The following is an 18,494-nucleotide window of genomic DNA, read 5'->3' on the forward strand; positions in this document are numbered from 1 at the left end:
CCCACGACATCACCGCCGAAAGGCGCGCCAACCACCACGCGCGCACCACCACACCCGCACCCCTGGCCACCGTCGACGACGACCCCAGCCCACCACCTTTCTAAGCGGTTCAGACCGCCATGGCATGGCGGCGAGTCACGCGGGCTCTGATCGGTGCCGCGGCGACCGTGGTGAAGGGCGTCGCCATCGGGAAGTCCGGGTCTAGGGATTGAATCGTGCTGTGCTGCACGATCGTTGCGAGGGCCAGTGCCAGCTCCAGCATGGCGAAGTGGTCTCCGACGCAGGTCCGCGGACCGGCACCGAAGGGCAGGTACTGCCACCTGTCGATCTGCTTGGCCGACTCGGGTGCGAACCGGTCGGGATCGAACTCCGTCGCCCGCTCCCACAACGCCGGATCACGTTGCAGCGCATAGACCCCCACCGCGACGAACGATCCTGCCGCTACGCGGTAGCCGTCCACCTCGATGTCCTGCATGGCCACCCTGCCGTTCATGGCCCCAGGCGGACACAGCCTCAACGCCTCGTGCAGAACCTGAACGGTGTACGGCAAGCGGGAGAGGTCATCGGGTGTCAGGCGCCGGTCACCGGTGGCGTCGACCTCGGCCCGCAGTCGGTCTTGCTGAGCGGGGTTCCTGCCAAGCTGCCACAGCGCGTAGGCCATGGTCGTCGCGGTGGTGTCATGGCCAGCGCCCATGAAGACGATGAGCTCGTCGCGAATGTCGTCGTCGCTCAGCGCCTTACCGGTCGACGGGTCCCTCGCGTCGATCAACGCGCGCACCAGCGGGGCGTCGACGTCGGCGTGCTGACTGCACGCGACCAGCACGTCGGAGGCCAGGTCCCGCAGCTGCGCGCTCGCCGCCTTGGCCCGCCTCCGGGCGGGAGTGGGTATCCAGGACGGCATCCGGACCGGGCGAGTGCCGCGATCCGCGACGTAGGCCAACATCACCTGCAGAGGCTTGGCGATGCGATCGGCCTGTTCGTCCAGGTCCAGCCCCAGTACCGAGCGCCCCAACGCCCGGAGGGTGAGCTTGCGACACTGGACGTCGAGGTCGATCTCGGCATCCGATCCCCAGCTGGCGGCGATGGTTTCGGCCGCCTCCGCCATCGGACCACCGAAGTCGCGCACGTGCTTCTTGGTGAACAGCGGCTGAAGTAGTCGTCGCCGTGGCAACCACTCCTCGTGCGTCACGTCGAACAGGTTGGCGCCGATCATGCTGCGCATCTCGTGGTGCATGGCGTTGCGCTCGACGATGGCGTCCGACGTGCCGAGGACGTCGTGCGCTCCCCGCGGCGACGTCGTCAGCACGATCTCGGGCATCATCCACGACGGGGCCAGCTTGATCCTGGTCACCGGTCCGCCTGCATCCCGGAACGTCTCGGGACCGGTGTGAAAGTTTCGCAACTCGCGCAACTGCACGCGCAGGGGCAGCGGAGTGCGCGGCGCGAGCGGCAGCTCTCCGATCACGCTGTGCGACATGGTGTTCGTCATGCGATCAGCATCAACCGCCGCGGTCACCGGACCTAGAGTAGGCGGCTACCTCAAATTCGACTCCGCGTCGCGCCGGATCAAGCGCGCGAGCTGCTCACGGTTCTCGACACCCAGCTTCGGAAAGATCCGATAGAGGTGGCCGTCGATGGTCCTGACCGACACTCCGAGGAGGTCGGCGATTTCTCGGCTCGTCAGCCCCCTGCCGACCAGGATGGCGACCTCGCGCTCACGGCCGGTGATCGGCAGCGGCTGTTCCAGCGCCACGACGGCAGGTGACCGCAGCCCGCACGCTGCGGCCAACCGGCGGGCCAGCGCCGCCGAATCCACCTGCCGATCGACGTTCCCGACGCGGGCGTACTCCTGCGCGGCGTGCGCCGCGGCGTCGGCCGCCAACGCCGTTGCACCCAACGCGGCGAACGACTCGGTCACCGCGTCCAAGCCAGGACCGTCGTGGTCGACGATGGCGCGCCCGTGCCGCGCCATCGCCGATGCCATCGGGCCGTCGAGGTGGTGTGCGAGCCGACACATTCGTGCCACGTGGGCATGCTCACCGAACTGTAGCGCGGCGTGCAATGCGGCCATCTCCGTGCCGAACATGCCTGCGTCGTGGGCGAGGTCCGCGGCACGACAGGCGTGCCACCTGGCGACCGTCGTCTCACCGAGTGCGGCGTGCACCCATGCGCGCGCGATCCCGAGTTCGGGCCGGAACACCTCGAACTGTGGACCGGCGGCCCGTTCGGCCCTCGCGAGTGCCACCTGGGCCGCGTCGACGGCACCGCGGGCCGCCTCGGCCTGGGTCAGCCACGCCGCAACGAGCATCGTCAGGCCGGTTTGCAGGGAGTCCCACGCCCGTCCCAACGACGTTCGGAGTACCTCGGCCGCAACGGACAATCGTCCTCGAGCGAGGTCGACACGGCCCTCGAGTACGCAGACCATCACCTCGGCCTGGGGCACTCCGGACGTCATGGCCGAATAGCGCCGGCCCACTCGTTCTGCGGCGTCCAGGTCACCGGCCCCCACGTGGGCCAACACCTCCGCGACCCCGATCACGTAGCGCTGCGGACCCGACTCGCAGCGATCGGCCGCGGCCAGCGCACGCGCAGCGACCGACCCGACCTCGTCGAAGCGCCCCGACATCGCCAAGGCCCCCGCGGTGACCATTCCCACCCACACCACCGCTTGCGGCAGCATCGGCCTCTCCAATGCCGACGTGCCGAGCGCGACCGCCGACCGCATGTCCGCGCCGTAGAACGCGAACGACACCTCCATCGCGACCACCACGTTCAACAACCGCAGATCCGACACCCGGCGTCTGACCGTGGCCAGCATTTCGCGCGCGTCGTCGACCCGTCCGCAGCCGAAGTACAGGTTGGCGGCACGCAACCCACCCCACCGTGCGGTCAGCAACGGGTCGGATCCATCCGGGTCGTACTGCGCAAGAACGGCTTCGGCCTCGTCACCGCGCCCCCGCCAACTGAGGGCCTCGGCCAGGATCGTGGCCGAGTCGAGGCCACCCCCGTGGTCGAATGCGAAGCGCGCGAGCTCCTCGCCGAGTGCCAGATCGGACATCGTCACCGCGCTGGCCGCGGCCTGGTTCACGACGTCGAGGTCATGCGGCCCGCTGCCCCTGATCATGAACTGCGCGAGCTGAATTCGATGATGCGGGTCGTCGCTCTCGCGGCGGGTCCGATTGCGATCCAGGAAGTCGGAGAGGTGCCGCGCCAAGGTCGCGTTGACGTCGCGAGTCCTGGTCGACCCGAGTCGCGCCCGCGCTACCTCGCCGACGATCGGGTGACCGGGCCTGGCGATGACATTCGGTCCGTCGTCGACGACTTGGATCGCGCCCCGGCGCTCGACGCGGTCGATCAGTTCGGATGCGAACAGTTCGCGCAGAATGCTCAGGTCCAATACATCTGCGACGGAGACGGTTTCGACGACGGCGATCTCGTCGCCACCCATCGTCGCGAGCCTCGAGCCGATGAGCTCCCTGACGTCGGGACTGACGCTCAACGGTCCCGTCAGTCGCCAGCCGCCACCGGCGCGCTCCAGCGCCCCGTCGGACTGGGCCGCGGCGACGACGCCGCGCAGCATCAACGGCGAACCACCCGCGAAGTCGTGCAAGCGGTCGACCGTTCTGTCGTCGACGTCGCCGCCGAGCACCGCGCCGATCAGGTCGGCGGTCTGTTCACGGGTGAAACGGCCGAGCTCGACGCGGAGAAGCGGCCCGTCCTTCCACGAGGCCGTCACGGCGTCGGGCAGGTCGTCATCCGGCCGGACGGTCACGATCAGCCGCGCCGTACCGGCATCGGCGACCTGCTGCACCAGAAGCGCCGAGAGTGGGTCCAGTTGGTGTGCGTCGTCGACGACGAGGACCAGGTCGCGATACTCGGCCAGCGCCCGGTGGGCCGCGGCGAGCATTGCCGCGGGCTCCTTCGCCACGTCGGCAGGCAGCAGTCGACAGAACGCACCGAGTGGAGTTCCCCGGCCCGTCTGGGTGCCAAGGACGAAGCGCGTCGTGGCCTTCCCCAAGGGGTCGACCGTCCGAACCAGCTGTCGCGCAACGGTCGTCTTGCCGACGCCGGAGTCGCCGACGAGTACCACGCCGCGGTGCTCGGAGTCGGCGGCGAGCGCGGCGGCGCACCGGCGAATCACGTCGTCCCTCGCCACGATCGGCCACCCCGCCACGTCGGCCGCCTTCCCGGCGCGGGCATCGTTCACCCGCTCACCAGCCGCTGCGATTCTACGCGCGCGCCAATATTAAATGGCCGACCCTGCCATAATTTCTGGACATCGACGTTCGCGACGATTTTTGTCCGCCGGGACAGTCGACTCCAATGAAGTAGCCGACCACCCGAGAGGAACCCACCATGGCAATCGAAGTAGAACCGGCCGTATCCCCCTACCTGATCGTCGACGACGCCGCCGCGGCCATCGACTTCTACGTCGCCGCATTCGGCGCCGAGGAGCTCGGCCGGGTACCAGGGCCGGACGGCAGGCTGGTCAACGCGGCCCTGCGGATCAACGGCTCGGTGGTGATGCTCAACGACGACTTTCCCGAGATGACCGACGGCAAGTCCATGACCCCCAAGGCACTTGGCGGGACGCCGGTGTCGGTCCATCTCACGGTGACCGACGTCGACGACAAGTTCCAACGCGCAGTCGACGCCGGCGCCACCGTCGTCGCCCCGCTCGAAGATCAGTTCTGGGGAGACCGCTTCGGCGTGATCCGGGACCCGTTCGGACACATGTGGTCGCTCGGCCAGCCCATCCGCGAGCTCAGCCCCGAGGAGATCACTGCGGCGATGGCGGCCATGGAGCAGGAAGCGCCCTAGCCGAACAGGTAGGCCGCCAGGAGCGCGGTGGGCAGTGCGTTGGCCTTCGTGATCTGGCTGATGGCCGAGATGCTGGCAGGCTTCGGCGTGCGCTCCAGTTCGGGGGTGGTCGGGTCGGAGCCGTACAGCCCGAACTGGAGGTCATAGCCCTCGGCCCACTCGAGGTTGTCGACGAACGACCAGTACGTGTAGCCGAGGACGTTCGTGCCGTGGGCAACCATGTCCTGCACCACCGCGACGTGGTTGACGATGTACGGCGGGCGCTTCGAGTCGCCGGCGTCGGCAATCCCGTTCTCGGTGACCCACAACGGTTTTCCGTAGGCCGCGGCGAGTTCGAGCACCTCGCGGAAGCCGCCCGGATCGGTGGGCTGCTGGAAGTCACTGCACGTCGCGGATGGCGTGCAGCGCACGGGCAGTCCACGCAGGAACGGGAAGCCGGGAATGGGCGCGACGCCGAAGCCCTGCATGGGTTGCGAGCCGTAGTACTGCACGCCAATCCAGTCGGCCTTGCCCGTGAACTCGGGGTGCACCTCGTCGGCGGTCTTGACGCCGTCGAAGTTCGCGTCGACCCAACCGTCGACTACCGCGTTCGGGAACCAGCCGTTGTAGAAGGCGTTCCAGGCGTCGGCGGCCTGCACGTCGAGGGCACTCACCGGATTGGCGGGACGCGCCGGGATCATGTTGTTGGTGAATCCGACGAACGCCGCGGGCTTGCCGGTCGTCGCAGAGAACTTGTCCCACAGATGAATTGCGTCATACGCGGCCACGTGTCCCCTGGCCTCGTTGACCAGGAACGTCGACGCGAGATCGGGCCGGATCACTCCGGGCGGCCACGCGGGGACGAGTCCCGGGATGGCGAGGAACTGGGTGAGGATGGGCGAGAACGGTTCGTTGAGGGTCGCCCAGTCGTCAACCTGGTCGCCGTACTTCCAGGCGACGTACGCCGCGAACTTCTCGAACTCGGCCGGGGTGGACGGCGTCAGCCAACCCGCCGCCGGTGCGGGCAGACCGAGCTGGATCAACGGCCGCGCGGTGATCGGGTCGTTGACCCACGCTGGCAGCGTGAAGTGGTTGACCGTGACGAGCGGCTCGAGCCCGTGCGCGCGCAGCGACGTGAAGACCGCGCGGTAGTGCGCCACCTCGTCCTGGTCGGCCAACTGGTCGAGGGCCTGCAGGTCGGCCAGGCTGACGGTGCCGCTCTCGTCGGAGACATTCACCGCCGCAGTGGAATTGGGGAATATTCGACTCCACTCGATGCCCATCCGAAAGGTGTTCATGCCGAGTTGGTCGCGTGCAAGGGCGGCGTCGGTGTCATAGGAAACGTAGGTGCCAGGGCCGTTCTCTGGCACTCCGTGGGTCAGGCCGAGGAATAGGTTGACCGGGTCGTGCACCCACTTGTACCAGTCGGAGTTGGGATCGACCGGCGAACCGGGCCCTCCTTCGGCTTGGAACCCGGCGTGCGCGACGCCCCAGCGGAAGCCCGGGGGCAACGACAGGTCGACGTCGTCGACCGGGGTGACCGTGACGGTGACGGTCTTGGCGACCCGGTGCCCGGCGCTCGGTTTGACGAAGCTGCCGAGGATGGGGACGAACTGGAGAAGTCCCAGCGGTCCGTGGAGGTGGAACCCGGCGGCCTCGTCGCTGACGACGACGGTGAATTGATCGCTTCCGCCAACGGCCGCCATCGCATTCATCGGCCGGTAGGTGAAGTCGCCGTTCGCGTCAACGGTGACGGTCCCTCCGTTGCGTGGCCGACCGACGACGGTGTACGTGGTCGCGTCACCGTCGGCGTCCGCGGCTCCCACGTTGCCTCTGACCACGACGTCGCCGTCGGTGTTCAGGCTCTGCGTCTGCGGCCGGGCGGTGACCCTCGGCGACTCGTTGAACAGCTCGCGGCGCACCCAGGCCAGCAGCGCCCACGGCGTCGGATCCGACGGCAGCGCAGGTGCGCCGGCGGCGAACGGACTCAGGACGGCGTTGACCACGCTCGACACCAGGCCGGTCACGTAGGTGACCACCGTGACGGGATCGAACGCGGTGGGCCACGGACGCAGGGACGGCACGGTGGGCTGGGGTGACCGTTGCACCGCAGCTGCGGACGGGGCTGCGGACCGCTGGGTCGGAACGGTCGAATCCGATTGCACGTCAGCGGTTTCGGCGCTCACTCGCACCTCGTTGGCGGCGACCTTGCTGACGGGCACCGACACGGATTTGGTGGTCGCAACGGCCGCCTTCTTGGCCTTGGGCGTGGTCACGGTTTCGTCGGTGGGTTCCACCTCGGCCGCGTCCTCGGAGTCCTCGTCTGCGGTGACGGTCACCGTGGACGCGCTCACCGTGGACGTCGGACCCGGGCTGGTCGACGATCCCGCCGCCGCCGGGCCCTTGGTCTCCGTGTCGGGGGCCGCCGGCGCCTCAGCTGCGGGTGCGGACGCGGGTGCAGGGTCCGACGACTCCGAGCCGTCGTCGGCCCACGCCGTCCCCGTCCCGGTGAACAACGCAGCGCCGACCCCGAGCGCCACCGCCAACTCACCAACGCGACCGACGAATGCCGAAGCTGTCATCCATTTTGCATACGCGCGCCCCGATGCGCCCGCGACCCTTTTGGGAAAATGGTCGGGTAGGGCTACAGGCGCAATCCGGCCAGCAGCCGCTGGCCCAGCGACGGAGTCGGCGCCGTTGCCGCCGCCGCGATCATGTCGGGGATGGCGGTGAACTTGTCGCGCGGGCGGTCTGGCCCACCGCGCGCGATCTCCGCGGCGTCGATCGCCTTCCACCCCGCCGCGTCGACGACGGCCGGTTGCCGGGTGCGGACCAACCTGTCCAGCGCCGAACGCCGCTCACTGGGATCGGGCAGAAGACCCGCGTTGTAGTCGGCGACGAGGTTGTGGACGGTCTCCGCCGCACAGGACTTGTTGGTGCCGATGAACCCCGTCGGACCACGCTTGATCCAGCCGGCCACGTAGACACCGGGCGTCCCGGCGACACGTCCACCCTCGTTGGGCACGATCGCTGCGGCTTCGTCGAAGGGCAGGTCGCGAATTGGCTTGCCGCGGTAGCCGATCGAAGTCAGCACCATGCCTGTGGCGAGCTCTCGCACCTCGTCGGTTCCGGTGACGGTGAACTCGACGCCCTCGACGTGGTCGTCGCCGAGCACCCGCAGCGGGGTCATCCGATAGGCCAACCGAATACGGGGCCGGCCGATCGGAGCCGACGCGTCGCCAAGTTTGGCCAGCACCTCGAGCTTGTTGCGGGTCAAGGGGTCCGACTCGGTGCTCAGATCCTGCTGTACGAGGGCGTGGTCGTCGGCGGACAGCACCACCTCGTGGGTGTTGGTCAATCCGATCAGCTCCGGCAGCGTGAACGCCGACGCCGATGGTCCGCGACGCGCGGCTACGACGACCTCCTGTACCCGCGACGTACGCAGCGTGGCGAGAGCGTGATCGGAGACGTCGGTGCGCGCCAGCACGTCGGGATCGGTGGTGAGAATGCGTGCCACGTCGAGTGCCACGTTGCCGTTGCCGACCACCACGACGCGTTCGGCGCTGAGATCGACTGGCAGATCGCTGAATTCGGGATGGCCGTTGAACCAGGCCACGATTTCGGTGGCGGTACCGGTCCCCGTCAGGCCCATGCCGTCGACGTCGAGGCGACGGTCGGTAGGCGCGCCAACGGCGTACAGCACGGCGTGGTGATGCGCGGCGAGTTCGGCGAGCGTCACATGCCGTCCGACCTCGACGTTGAGGTAGAACGTGAAGCCTCGTAGCCCGGCGATGCGGTCGAACAACGCGGTGACCCGCTTGGTGGTCTGGTGATCGGGCGCCACGCCCGCGCGTACCAAACCGTATGGCGTCGGCAGCTTCTCGAACACGTTGACGTGCACGCCCTGCTGGGTCAGCAGTTCATCAGCGGCGTACATGGCGGCCGGGCCGGAACCGACGACGGCGACGGTGAGCGGTCCGCCCGTCCGCCGGTGCACGGCGGGGGCATCGGCCACCGGCGCCAGCTTCGACGTCGGCGGTAGCTTGCCCTCGCGCTTGGGATAGAACGCGGCGTTGAGTTCGACGAACACCTGCTGGCTCTCGTCGAGCTTGGAGTCGGGCGAGATCGCGCCGACGGGGCACGCCGAGACGCACGCGCCGCAATCCACACATGCCACCGGATCGATGTAGAGCATCTCCGCCGTCGCGAACCCCGGCTCGTCGGGCGACGGATGGATGCAGTTGACCGGGCAGGCGTACACACAGGACCCGTCGCTGCAGCACGACTGGGTGATCACATGAGGCATGTCGGTCTACGCGGCCGACACCAGGTGCTGGCGTTGCGGCTCGCTGCGGTAGCGGCTGGCACCGCCGTTGATCCGGCAGATCCGCCACATCAGCTTGGCAAACGGGTTCATCAAGCCGGTTTCCTCGCACAGCATCCGCACGTCGCCGAACATGTCGCGCAACATCTTTCGCGACTCAGGCGACTTGAAGAAGATGTCCTTGCGGACCGATCGCGGGATGTCGAACTCGTCCCAGAACGCGCGCGGCGGCACGATGATCGCCGAGCACAGGACGCGCATGGTCACCGGCACGTACAGCGAGAGGAAGAAGCGCTTGGTGCGCGACAGGTGGGGCACCCGCTTGCGCAGGTACTCGTGCGCGAACGAGATGTGCCGCGCCTCCTCGGCCACGTGAATGGCCATCACGCGCTCCATGATTGGGTGCAGGGCCTTGCCCTCGCGCAACACGTTCTTCTGCGTGTGGTCGATCGGCTCCTCGCCGGCGAGGATGCCGAACCAGAACGGGATCGGCAGCGGTCCGGCCACCAGCGGGATGAGGGGCTGCACCCACTTGAGCATCTTCGGCATGCCGGGGACGTCCGCGCCGATGCGGTTCACCATCTCCTGGAACATCAGGGTGTGGTTGCACTCCTCGACCGCCTCGTGCAGGCAGTACCGGTATTCCGGTGAGTTGTTGGGCGTCCAGAACGAGTACTCCATCAGTCCGCGGATGAGGATCGACTCGAAGTGCAGCCCCACCTTGGCCACGTTGGCCTGGCGCCACATGCCGATCTCGATCTGGCGGTCCGTGGGCTGCGCCCGGTACCAGGCATGCTTGCCGATCGGATCGGTCGCAGGCAGGATCCACCGCTCGTCACCCGGGGTGACGGCGAACTCCGGCGTATCCCAGTCGATGTCGGTGTACGGGTTGAAGTTGCGGCGCACGGACCCCTCCGAAAGGGTAGTCAGCGTGTCGACGTAAGCGGTGTCGTCGAGGACGTCCATGTTCTTGCGCCAGCGGCGGATGATGCGTGTGCGAGCAGTTTTGACAGCCATTCGAAGCCTCCCGTGAGGTTTACATTTGTCATCCTCTTGTCCAAGACGGTACCGGAGGTCCCATCAATTGAACAGGGCGTTTCGCTGTGTGTGCGCTGATCGGGTAATCCACGTCACATGTGATGTAACCCACATACGAGCGGCCGGCCCGCACCTGCGGACCGGCCGTCGTACCTGCTGCGATCAGCCGACGGGCACCGTCACGGTGACCGGCGTGACGCCACCATGGCCGTCGTCGACGGTGATGACGAACGTGTCCGACTGGTCCGCCGCGGACGCCCCGGCCGCACTGGCGGCGGCCCGCGCCGCCGCCGTCGGGGTGTAGGTGAACACTCCGGTCACCGGGTCGATGACGACCGCACCCTTGGTGGTGGTGGCGGGTGCGGCGTAGGTCAACGCGTCACCATTGGCATCGTTGCCGGTCATGCTTCCGTTGACGACGCCTCCGGGGTTGACGTTGTTGAGCACCTTGACGTTGTCGATGCTGAGCTTGGCGCCAGCCGCACGCCCCCTCGTGGCGTCCCACGTTCCGGACACGAAGACGAACTTGTAGTTGCCCGCCGTGTTGACCACGTAGTTCACCACCGTGATGGGCTGAATGGTCGAGGCGTTGGCCCCGGTGGCATTCAACATGAGCTCGGTGTGGCCGGTGTCCACGTCGACGATGTAGCCCACCACGTCGAATGCATCCGAACCGCCGCTGGCCTCCCAGTCGAATTGCACTGTGGCACCAGCACTTATCGCCAGCGGGTTGTCCGACACCACCACCGGTCCGTGCACCACGCCGCCGCTACCGGTCGGGGTGTTGGTCACGTTGCCCAGATCGGACACCATCGTTGCCCGGCCGTTGACTACCGACGTGTTGTAAGTGCCGGTGCCACCGGTGGCTTCGGTGCCGCCATCCGGTGCGCGCGTCGGGTCGGTGGGCGTGGGCCAACCCGCGACCGTGCTACCGCCGCCGAGGATCACTCGCCCGTCGATGACGGTCCAGCCCGTCAGGCTCTGGGTGAAGTCACCGTTGGCGAAGGTGTTGACGTTCGCCGTCGCGGTGGGTGCCACGTTGTCAGGGCCGATGACGACGCTCACCGGCACGACCACCGAACCGCCGTGTCCGTCGTCGACGGTGACCGAGAACGAATCGGTCGTGGCCGATGCCGGGGCACCGGTGGCGGCCGCGTCGTGCCGGGCCGTCGCCGTCGGGGTGTAGACGAAGTTTCCGGTCGCCGCATTGAACGACACCGTGCCGCCCTTGGCCGTCGTGATCGGGGCTGTGAACACGGGGGTGTCCCCGTCGGCGTCGGTCACCACGATGCTTCCCGCCACTGCACCGTTGCTGCCCGTCGGAGCGGTGACGTTCGCCACGGCGGTCGGACCCGAGTTCGCCGGGTCGACGGTGACGGTGACCGCCACCGTCGTCGTACCGCCGTGCCCGTCGGCCACCGACATGGTGAAGGTGTCGGTCTTGTCGGCAGCGGTGGCACCCGCCGCGGACGCCGCGTGCCGCGTCGCCGCCGTCGGCGTATACGTGAACGTGCCGGTCGAGGAGTCGACGACGACCGTCCCACCCTTGGTGGTCGTCACCGGTCCGGTGATCACCACCGTGTCCCCGTCCGGATCGACCGCCGAGACGCTGCCCGCGACACTGCCGTTCGCCCCACTCGGTGCGCCCACCGAAGCGGTAGCGCTCGGTCCGGCGTTGGCCGGGGCGACCGCAACGGTGACCGCCACCGTCGTCGTGCTGCCGTGGCCGTCGTCGATCCTGATGTTGAACGTATCGAGCCGGTCGGACGCCGTGGCGGTGTCAGCGGCTGCATCGTGGCGCGCCGTGGCCGTCGGCGTGTAGGTGAACGTGCCGGTGGCCGGATCGAACGACACGGTTCCGCCCTTGACGGTGGTCACCGGCCCGGTGAGCACCAGGGTGTCGCCGTCGGGGTCGACCGCGGTGACCGCACCCGACACGGAACCGTTGGCGCCCAACGGATTCCCAACGGTCGAGGTGACCGTCGGTGCGGCGTTCTGCGCAGTGACGGCGACGCTCACCGGCACCACGATGGTGCCACCATGGCCGTCGTCGACGGTAACCGCGAAGGTGTCGGTCTGATCGGCGGCCGTCGCGCCGTCCGCGGCGGCGGCATGCCGGGTGGCTGCCGTCGGAGTGTAGGTGAACGTCCCGGTGATCGGGTCGACGACGACGCTGCCGCCCTTGGTGGTCGTCACCGGCCCGGTGATCACCGCGTGGTCACCGTCGGCGTCGGTAACCACGACCGCCCCGGTAACGGTGCCCCCGAGTGCGGGCGATCCGACGTTGACGCTCGCGGTCGGCGCGGCGTTGGCCGGGTCGACGGCCACCGTGACGGGGACGTTGACGGTGCCACCGTGTCCGTCGCCGATCACGAGGGTGAAGCTGTCGGTCTTGTCGGCGGTGGTCGCGCCAGCGGCTGCGGCGTCGTGCCGGGCCTGCGCCGTCGGGGTGTAGGTGTAGGCGCCGGTGGCGGGATCGATCACCACCGTGCCGCCCTTGGGCGTCGTGACCGGTGAGGTGAAGACCGGTGCGTCGCCGTCCGGATCGACGATCGACACGGTGCCGGTGACCGTGCCGTGCGGACCGCTGGGCGCTCCGACGGTTGCCGAACCCGAGGTCGGGGCGCCGTTGGTGGGTGTGACCCCGACGACCACCAGGACCGCCGCGGTGCCGCCATGCCCGTCGCTGACCGTGACCGTGAACGAGTCGACCAGATCGGAACCGGTCGCACCGGTGGACGCGGCGTCGTGCCGGGTCTGCGCCGACGGGGTGTAGGTGAAGGCACCGGTGAGCGGGTCGACCGTGACGGTGCCACCCTTGACCGACGTGACCGGGGCACTGAATACCGTCGTGTCGCCATCGGCGTCATGGCCGCTGATGACTCCGGTGGCCACCCCGCTGCCCTGGTTCAACCCGGTGACGATTGCACCGGCGACGGGGGCCGCGTTGGCGGCGATCACCGTGACCGTGACGGGCACCGTGTTGGTGCCACCGTGACCGTCGCTGACGGTGATGTCGAAGGTGTCGGTACGGTCGGCGACCGACGCTCCGTCTGCGGAGGCGGCATGCCGAATCGCTGCGGTTGGGGTGTAGGTGTAAGCGCCCGTGGTCGGGTCGACGGTGACGGTGCCACCCTTGGTCGAGGTGGCCGGCCCGCTGTAGACCGCGGTGTCGCCGTCGGCGTCATGACCACCGACGATGGAGCCGCCGATGACACCCGTGCCCGGGTTGACGTTGGTCACCGTCGCCGAACCCCCGGTCGGGGCCGAGTTGGCCGGCGCGACGGTGACGACCACCAGCGCGGAGACGGTACCGCCGTGACCGTCGCTCACCGTGACGGTGAACGAGTCGGTGCGGTCGGCGGCCGTCGCACCCGTCGCGGCCGCGTCGTGGCGTGCCTGCGTCGAAGGCGTGTACGTGAATGCGCCCGTAATCGGGTCGACCACCACGGTGCCGCCCTTGGCTGTCGTGCCCGAGCCGCCGTAGACCGCGGTGTCACCGTCGCCATCGTGCACGGCGACCGTGCCGGTGGTGACGCCGGTGCTGGAGTTCTGTCCGGTCACGCTGGCACCGGCCGTCGGCGCGGTGTTGTGCGGAACGACGGTGACGCTTACGGGCACGACGGTAGTGCCGCCGTGACCGTCGCTGACGGTGATGTCGAACGAATCGGACTGGTCGGCGGCGGTGGCGCCGTTGGCCGCCGCGTCATGCCGCGCCTGCGCCGACGGGGTGTAGGTGTACGCACCGGTCACCGGATCGATGGTGACCGTGCCGCCCTTCACCGTGGTGGTCGGCGCGCTGTACCGAGGCGTGTCACCGTCGGCGTCACTGCCGCCGGCGAGGGTGCCGCCGACGACGCCGGTGCCGGTGTCGACGCTGGTCATGGTCGGAACACCACCCTGAGGCGCGGAGTTGGCACTGCTGATGGCGACGCTGACCGGGACGGTGATGGTGCCGCCGTGACCGTCGGAGACGGTGATGTCGAACGAATCGGTCCGATCCGACGCGGGGGCACCGTCGGCGGCCGCGTCATGCCGCGCCTGCGCCGACGGGGTGTAGACGTAGGCGCCGGTGGTCCGGTCGATGGTGACCGTGCCGCCCTTGATGGTGGTGCCGGAGGTGCCGAAGACCATCGAGTCACCATCGGAGTCGACGACGTTGACCGAACTGCTGACCGAACCGGTCCCCGTGTTCGTGACGGCGGCGCCGGGAGCCCCGACCGTCGGGGCCGCGTTGGCCGGCGTGATGGTCACGAGAACCGGGACGCTCAGCGTGCCGCCGTAGGCATCGGAGACTGTGATGGAGAAGGAGTCCGACTTGACCGCCGCGGTGGCGCCGTCGGCAGCCGCGTCGTGCCGGGCCTGCGCCGTCGGCGTGTACGTGAAGGCGCCGGTGGTCGAGTCGACGGTGACGGTACCGCGCGTCGGGGCGCCCGAGGTGCCGCCGGTCGAGTAGGTCAAGGTGCCGTTGCCCGGTGTGGTGGCCGAGATGTTGCCGCCGACCGCACCCGTCAGCGGGTCAGGTCCGCTGGTGCTGTACCCGCTGCCGTTTGCGCGGGGACCGACCGCGTTGACCCGGAACGACACCGATGCGGTGCGCGGGCCCAGAATGCCAAGCAGGCCAAGGAGTCCGGCGACGTGAGCGGGTGTGCCGGTGGTGTCGCCGATGGAGACGGTGAAGCCGTCGAGACCACCGGCGGCCGCCGTAAGAGCATTCGGCTTGTAGGTGAAGTTGCCGTTCGCGTCGACGGTCACCGTGCCGTGGCCGGGGGCGGCCTTGATCGTGTAGATCAGGCTGGCGTCGTCGTAGTCGACGGCGTTGAGCGAACCGGTGATGGTGCCGTCGGCAGCCTGCCCGATGATGGTTGGCTTGACGTTGGCCCGCTGGTTGTTGAGGACGTACTGGACGTCGCGGACGAATTGCCAGGTGGATGCGAATGGTTCGGGCACGCCTAGCGGCGCAACGGCGAACCCGTCGGCGAACTGACCCAGCCCGACCCAGTGCAGCACGTCGGCGACGATGGTGCTGAGGTTGACGTCCGGCGACTGCCGGCCCGCCGTCGGCAGGGTCGCCCCGGTCGGCGAGACGGTGACCATCACCTGGCGCGGCCCGATCACACCGAGGCCGCCGAGCAGACCGTGGTAGTGGCAGGGGTCGCCGGCGACGTGGTCTCCGACGGTGACTGTGAAGGTGTCCGCCGTGGCGACGGTGCCGACGTTCGGGGTGTAGACGAAGTTGCCATTGCCGTCGACCACGACGGTGCCGTGCGCGGGGCCGGCTGTCACCGCGTAGGACAGGGTGGCGTCGTCGTAGTCGACCGCGTTGAGACTGCCGGTAATGGTGCCGTTGGCTCCTGCCGCCGCGACAGTGGGTGCGGCAGTGGGACGCTGATTGTTGAACGTGTACTGCACCTGCCTCACGAACAGCCACAGCGACTCGATGGGCGCCGGAATCGGATCGGTCGGCAGCACGACGTTGCCTGCCAGCGAGCCGAGCCCGAACCAGTGCAACAGGTCGACGACGATGCTCTGCGCCGACACCTGGGCCGCCTGCCGCTGAGCGGTGGCGACGGCGGTGGGGGCGGACGCTGCGACCAGAGCGGTGGGTGCGGTCGCGGACTGAGCCTGGGATGTGACCCTGGCGACCTGCGTCGACGAGGTGGCGACGGCTGCCGTCACTACTGCCGCGGGTTCGTGCGTGACCGTGCTCGGCCCACCCGCAGCCTGGGGCGCCGAAGAAACTGACGGGGTGTGCACGACGGCGGGGTCACTGCCGTGGTTGACCGGTGTGGTGACGGTCGGGGTCGGCTCCGTCGTCGATGCGGGTTCGGTGGATGGCGTGGCGGGTTCGGAGGAGTCCCCGGCGGACGAACCGCCCGCCGGATCGGCTGGAGTCAGATCCGTGTCCGCGCCGGTGACCGCGGTGTCGCTGCTCGAACCGTGGGTGCTCTGGGCGCTGACGGTGGTAGTGGGGGAACTTCCGCCACCCGTCGTGTCCGTCTTGGTCGAGCCGGCGTCAGTCTTGTCGGAGCCCGTCTCGGCGGCGGTCGCTGCGCCGGATGCCTGGCTATTCGACGGTGATGTGTCGGACTTGGTGGTGTCGGACTTGGTGGTGTCGGACTTGGTGGTGTCGGCAGTCGACCCACCGGTCGAAGCGCTACCCGATTCGGCCCCGTCCGCGTGCGCAGACGTCGCGTCTGCGTACGCGATGCAGGGGCCGGTCGCCAAACTCGCTGCTCCGAGGGTGAAGGCGACTGCTCCAACGCGCAACCAGCGCGCGTAGGACTCCATGTCCAGACCGGTGCCGCTGTGGCGCCGGTGCATGGGTGAGTGCTGTTGGTAGGCGTGACGTCCGGACATCGTGAAGTTCCCCCGTTGAAGTTTTGTGGAATGGATGTGGGCACGCCGAAGGTCCGCAATGCAGCCATCACCGACTCGGCTGGGCACCGACATCCTCTGGGCCCAATGTTCACTGGCAAATTCTCAAAGAGGGACGAACTGGAACTTAGCGAACCCCAGGAATTTGCTATGCGACCTGCCGGGCGGAAACGTAGCACGACTAAACCAGAGGCGGCAAGAGTTTGAATAAGTTCACTGTGCGCGCCCCTGCGAACGCTTTGCAACCCGGGGGCACTGGCCCGCGGGGGCACTTATCGCATCTGAACTGCACTTATGCGCACGGATCCGCTTTTCCTGCACCGCTTGAGCGATTCTTACATTGGATGTCAATTGTTTGCTAGAAATGCACCTCGCCGAACGTGCCGAACGGACGTGTACAGACTGCATCACGGTCTTAACTCGCCGAAGCCAGCAAGTCACCGCACAGCTAAATCATTCAAAAAGTATTTTGACAGCCGGCGTCGCGAGGTACCTGCCACTCGCCGTGCCACGCCGCCAATCCCGGGGAACAGGCGGCGTGAAGTGCAACATTTCGGCGACGACGAAGCCCGCTGTTGACGTCGTCGTAAAAATTGGGATTTGCCAGAATCGCGCAGCGTTGCACGAGCACCCGGTTGGCGGGCCGGCCACCGCACCTCCAACTCCAGGTCGTGGCACGAGACCGCCGAACTACGAGCGGCCGCCAAACCCGCGCCGCTCAAGGTTGACGCCAACGTCAACGAATTTTGCCGACCGGTCGCCGGTGCCAATACCACCTACCGCTCCCTCAGCGGCCACCCCGCGACAACTACGCTTGCCTGCATGGCCGACCTCGTGATTCCCGCCGACCTCAAGCCCAAGGACGGACGCTTCGGCTCCGGCCCGTCGAAGGTGCGCCCCGAGCAGCTGCAGGCACTGCTCGACGCCAGCCACCTGTTCGGGACGTCGCACCGGCAGGCGCCCGTCAAGAATCTGGTCGGCCGCGTACGCGACGGCGTCCGTCAGCTGTTCTCGGTCCCGGACGGATACGAGGTCATCCTCGGCAACGGCGGGTCGACGGCGTTCTGGGACGCCGCCGCATTCGGACTGGTCGACAAGCGCTCGCTGCACCTGACGTTCGGCGAGTTCAGCGCCAAGTTCGCCTCGGCCGTCAAGGCCAACCCCTTCGTCGGCGATCCCATCATCGTCAAGGCCGACCCCGGCAGCGCGCCCGAGCCGCAGTCGGACCCGTCCGTCGACGTGGTCGCGTGGGCGCACAACGAGACCTCGACCGGCGTTGCGGTGCCGATTCGGCGACCCGCAGGTGACGCGCTGGTCGTCGTCGACGCGACGTCGGCCGCGGGCGGTCTTCCGGTCGACGTCAGCGACACCGATGCGTACTACTTCGCCCCCCAGAAGAACTTCGCCTCCGACGGCGGCCTGTGGCTGGCGATCATGAGCCCCGCCGCGCTGGCCCGCGTCGAGCAGATCGCGGCGTCGGGCCGCTGGGTGCCCGACTTCCTGTCGCTGCCAATCGCCGTGGACAACAGCCTCAAGAACCAGACGTACAACACCCCCGCGATCGGGACGCTGGTACTGATGGCCGACCAGCTCGACTGGCTGAACGGAAACGGCGGCCTCGACTGGGCCGTCGCCCGCACCGCCGACTCCTCTGGCCGGCTGTACGCCTGGGCCGAGTCGACCGCCTACACGACTCCGTTCGTCGCGGATCCGGCCCTGCGGTCGCAGGTCGTCGGCACGGTCGACTTCACCGACGAGGTCGACGCCGCCGCCGTCGCCAAGGTGCTTCGCGCCAACGGCATCGTCGACACCGAGCCCTACCGCAAACTGGGCCGCAACCAGCTCAGAGTCGCGATGTTCCCGGCCGTCGAGCCCGACGACGTGAGCGCGCTGACGGCGTGCGTCGACTGGGTCGTCGAGCGCCTCTGACCGGTCGAGCGTGTCAGCACGGTTA

8 protein-coding genes are annotated in these 18,494 nt (G+C 68.4%); 2 read left to right on the plus strand and 6 right to left on the minus strand.

Annotated features, from left to right (window positions below):
* Positions 1 to 109: 109 nt before the first annotated feature.
* Together B1790_RS15840 and B1790_RS15845 are read right to left on the minus strand one after the other, a co-directional pair.
* On the minus strand, positions 110 to 1,489 hold the full coding sequence (locus B1790_RS15840; RefSeq protein ID WP_079924411.1) for a cytochrome P450: 1,380 nt from the start codon (positions 1,487 to 1,489) through the stop codon (positions 110 to 112).
* 45 nt (positions 1,490 to 1,534) lie between these two features.
* Positions 1,535 to 4,207, minus strand: a complete 2,673-nt coding sequence (locus tag B1790_RS15845) for a LuxR family transcriptional regulator (RefSeq protein ID WP_233165150.1) — start codon at positions 4,205 to 4,207, stop codon at positions 1,535 to 1,537.
* A 149-nt stretch (positions 4,208 to 4,356) separates the two neighbouring features.
* Here B1790_RS15845 and B1790_RS15850 point away from each other — a divergent pair, with 149 nt between their 5' ends.
* Positions 4,357 to 4,821, plus strand: coding sequence for a VOC family protein (locus B1790_RS15850; RefSeq protein WP_079924239.1), 465 nt, complete (start codon positions 4,357 to 4,359; stop codon positions 4,819 to 4,821).
* Here the strand turns inward: B1790_RS15850 and B1790_RS15855 are convergent.
* The 4 genes from B1790_RS15855 to B1790_RS15870 form a co-directional block, all read right to left on the minus strand.
* Positions 4,818 to 7,382, minus strand: coding sequence for a family 1 glycosylhydrolase (locus tag B1790_RS15855; RefSeq protein WP_079924241.1), 2,565 nt, complete (start codon positions 7,380 to 7,382; stop codon positions 4,818 to 4,820). The genes B1790_RS15850 and B1790_RS15855 overlap by 4 nt on opposite strands.
* A gap of 62 nt (positions 7,383 to 7,444) precedes the next feature.
* Complete coding sequence (locus tag B1790_RS15860) at positions 7,445 to 9,106, minus strand: FAD-dependent oxidoreductase (RefSeq protein ID WP_079924243.1); 1,662 nt, start codon at positions 9,104 to 9,106, stop codon at positions 7,445 to 7,447.
* Positions 9,107 to 9,112: 6 nt separating this feature from the next.
* Positions 9,113 to 10,141: a diiron oxygenase gene (locus B1790_RS15865; protein ID WP_079924244.1), complete on the minus strand. Its 1,029-nt coding sequence runs from the start codon at positions 10,139 to 10,141 to the stop codon at positions 9,113 to 9,115.
* 183 nt (positions 10,142 to 10,324) lie between these two features.
* Positions 10,325 to 16,522 (minus strand): Ig-like domain-containing protein, encoded by a 6,198-nt coding sequence (locus tag B1790_RS15870; RefSeq protein WP_142271332.1) that lies wholly within the window; start codon positions 16,520 to 16,522, stop codon positions 10,325 to 10,327.
* 840 nt (positions 16,523 to 17,362) lie between these two features.
* Here B1790_RS15870 and serC point away from each other — a divergent pair.
* Positions 17,363 to 18,469: a phosphoserine transaminase gene (serC, locus tag B1790_RS15880; RefSeq protein ID WP_079924413.1), complete on the plus strand. Its 1,107-nt coding sequence runs from the start codon at positions 17,363 to 17,365 to the stop codon at positions 18,467 to 18,469.
* The last annotated feature ends 25 nt before the right edge of the window (positions 18,470 to 18,494 follow it).

Origin of the sequence: Mycobacterium sp. AT1, from assembly GCF_002043095.1 — a bacterium.
Taxonomy (GTDB): domain Bacteria; phylum Actinomycetota; class Actinomycetes; order Mycobacteriales; family Mycobacteriaceae; genus Mycobacterium.

Coding starts and splice junctions, on each gene's coding strand:
- B1790_RS15850 (WP_079924239.1), top strand. CDS start 4,357: ATGGCAATCGAAGTAGAACCGGCCGTATCCCCCTACCTGATCGTCGAC.
- B1790_RS15870 (WP_142271332.1), bottom strand. CDS start 16,522: ATGTCCGGACGTCACGCCTACCAACAGCACTCACCCATGCACCGGCGC.
- B1790_RS15855 (WP_079924241.1), bottom strand. CDS start 7,382: ATGACAGCTTCGGCATTCGTCGGTCGCGTTGGTGAGTTGGCGGTGGCG.
- B1790_RS15865 (WP_079924244.1), bottom strand. CDS start 10,141: ATGGCTGTCAAAACTGCTCGCACACGCATCATCCGCCGCTGGCGCAAG.
- B1790_RS15860 (WP_079924243.1), bottom strand. CDS start 9,106: ATGCCTCATGTGATCACCCAGTCGTGCTGCAGCGACGGGTCCTGTGTG.
- serC (WP_079924413.1), top strand. CDS start 17,363: ATGGCCGACCTCGTGATTCCCGCCGACCTCAAGCCCAAGGACGGACGC.
- B1790_RS15840 (WP_079924411.1), bottom strand. CDS start 1,489: ATGACGAACACCATGTCGCACAGCGTGATCGGAGAGCTGCCGCTCGCG.